The organism is Mycobacterium sp. 1245852.3 (assembly GCF_001669335.1).
GTDB classification, from domain to species: domain Bacteria; phylum Actinomycetota; class Actinomycetes; order Mycobacteriales; family Mycobacteriaceae; genus Mycobacterium; species Mycobacterium europaeum_A.
The window spans coordinates 1-1522 of the sequence record NZ_LZLL01000205.1 but is presented as its reverse complement, the minus strand read 5'-3'; the positions used below and the strand labels follow the sequence as shown (position 1 = coordinate 1522).

At 72.4% G+C, this 1522-nt stretch carries 2 protein-coding genes and 1 pseudogene; all 3 read left to right on the top strand.

Annotation, left to right across the window (positions count from 1 at the left end):
* Nucleotides 1-445: TIGR03089 family protein (locus A9W96_RS09490; RefSeq protein ID WP_067139249.1), on the top strand; the 445-nt coding region annotated here is incomplete at its 5' end.
* Between the two features lie 115 nt (nucleotides 446-560).
* Complete coding sequence (locus A9W96_RS09485; RefSeq protein ID WP_066868504.1) at nucleotides 561-842, top strand: DUF1490 family protein; 282 nt, start codon at nucleotides 561-563, stop codon at nucleotides 840-842.
* Between the two features lie 10 nt (nucleotides 843-852).
* A pseudogene (ctpC, locus tag A9W96_RS09480) lies at nucleotides 853-1522 on the top strand (manganese-exporting P-type ATPase CtpC); the annotation flags it as partial.

Below are 1522 nucleotides of genomic sequence, written 5' to 3'. Positions count from 1 at the left end.
GCTGGCCGGCCCGGCCGACGTGGCCCTCTGCACGGCGCAGCGACTGGACGAGGCCGACGAGGCGGTGGCCGGGGGTGAGGTGGCGGTGCTGTCGCTGGACCCGTTCGGCCGCCCGGCACCCGACCTGCCGATCGGGGTGACGGACTACGCCACCGCGGTGCGGGTGCACGGCGATCAGATCGTTCCCGAACCGCGACCCGGTCCGGCGCTGGGCGGGCGATCGGTCGACGAGGTGCTGGCCGATTGCCAAAGCTCGGCCGCGGCAAGGGGTTTGACGCCCGGCGACCGCGTGCTGTCCGGCGCGTCGTGGTCCGGTCCCGCCGAGCTGGTGGATCACCTGCTGGCCATCCTGGCCGTCGGCGGCTCGCTGGTGCAGGTGGCCAACGCCGACCCGGCCGCACAACAGCGCCGCATCGAGACCGAAAAGGTCACCCGGGTGCTGTAGCGGCCCGGCACCGCCCGCCAGGGCGCGGCCGATACATATTGATATCGCTATATTTCGATGTTAACGTCGTGCAAGCATGGGCTAAACGCTGAGGCGAAACAGGAGGGTTGCGGCAATGGCGGTGTACGGGCTCTTGGCGAAGGCGGCAGGCACGGTGGTCACCGGGTTGGTCGGCGTGACGGCCTACGAGGTGGTGCGCAAGGCCGTGGCCAAGGCACCGCTGCACGAGACCGCGGTCAAGGGCGCCGAACTCGGGCTGCGCGGCACCCGCAAGGCCGAGGAGGCCGCCGAGTCGGCACGGCTGCGGCTCGCCGACGTGATGGCCGAGGCCCGCGAACGCATCGGCGAGGAGGCCCCCACCCCGTCTGTCGCCGCCCCCCACGACCACGAGCACTGATTCCCTCGACATGGACCTCGCCCTAGTCCCCGACATCGCAGACGAGGCGCGAGCCGAAGACCCTGCGCTGCAGGTCATTTCGGATGCGGCCGGGCGCATGCGGGTGGCCGTCGGCTGGGTCCGCGCCGACACCCGGCGCGCCGTGGCGGTCGAAGAGGCCGTCGCCAAGTGCGCGGGCGTGCGGGTGGTGCACGCCTACCCGCGCACCGGATCGGTCGTCGTCTGGTATTCGCCCCGGCGCTGTGACAGGTCCTCGGTGCTGGCCGCGATCGGCGAGGCGGCGCACGTCGCCGCCGAGCTGATCCCGGCCCGCGCGCCGCATTCGGAGGAGATCCGCAACGCCGACGTGCTGCGCATGGTGATCGGCGGCGCCGCGCTGGCCCTGCTCGGGGTGCGCCGCTACGTCTTTGCGCGCCCGCCACTGCTGGGCCCCAGCGGCCGGCTGTTCGCCACCGGCATCACCGTCTTCACCGGCTACCCCTTCCTGCGGGGCGCGCTGCGCTCGTTGCGCTCCGGGCGGGCCGGAACCGACGCGCTGGTCTCGGCGGCGACCGTGGCCAGCCTGGTGCTGCGCGAGAACGTCGTCGCGCTGACCGTGCTGTGGCTGCTCAATATCGGTGAGTACCTTCAGGATCTGACGCTGCGGCGGACCCGCCGCGCCATCTCCGAACTGCTGCGCG

What these genes read in the sequence shown, in the direction of transcription:
- A9W96_RS09485 (WP_066868504.1), top strand. Translation starts at nt 561, where the DNA reads ATGGCGGTGTACGGGCTCTTGGCGAAGGCGGCAGGCACGGTGGTCACC.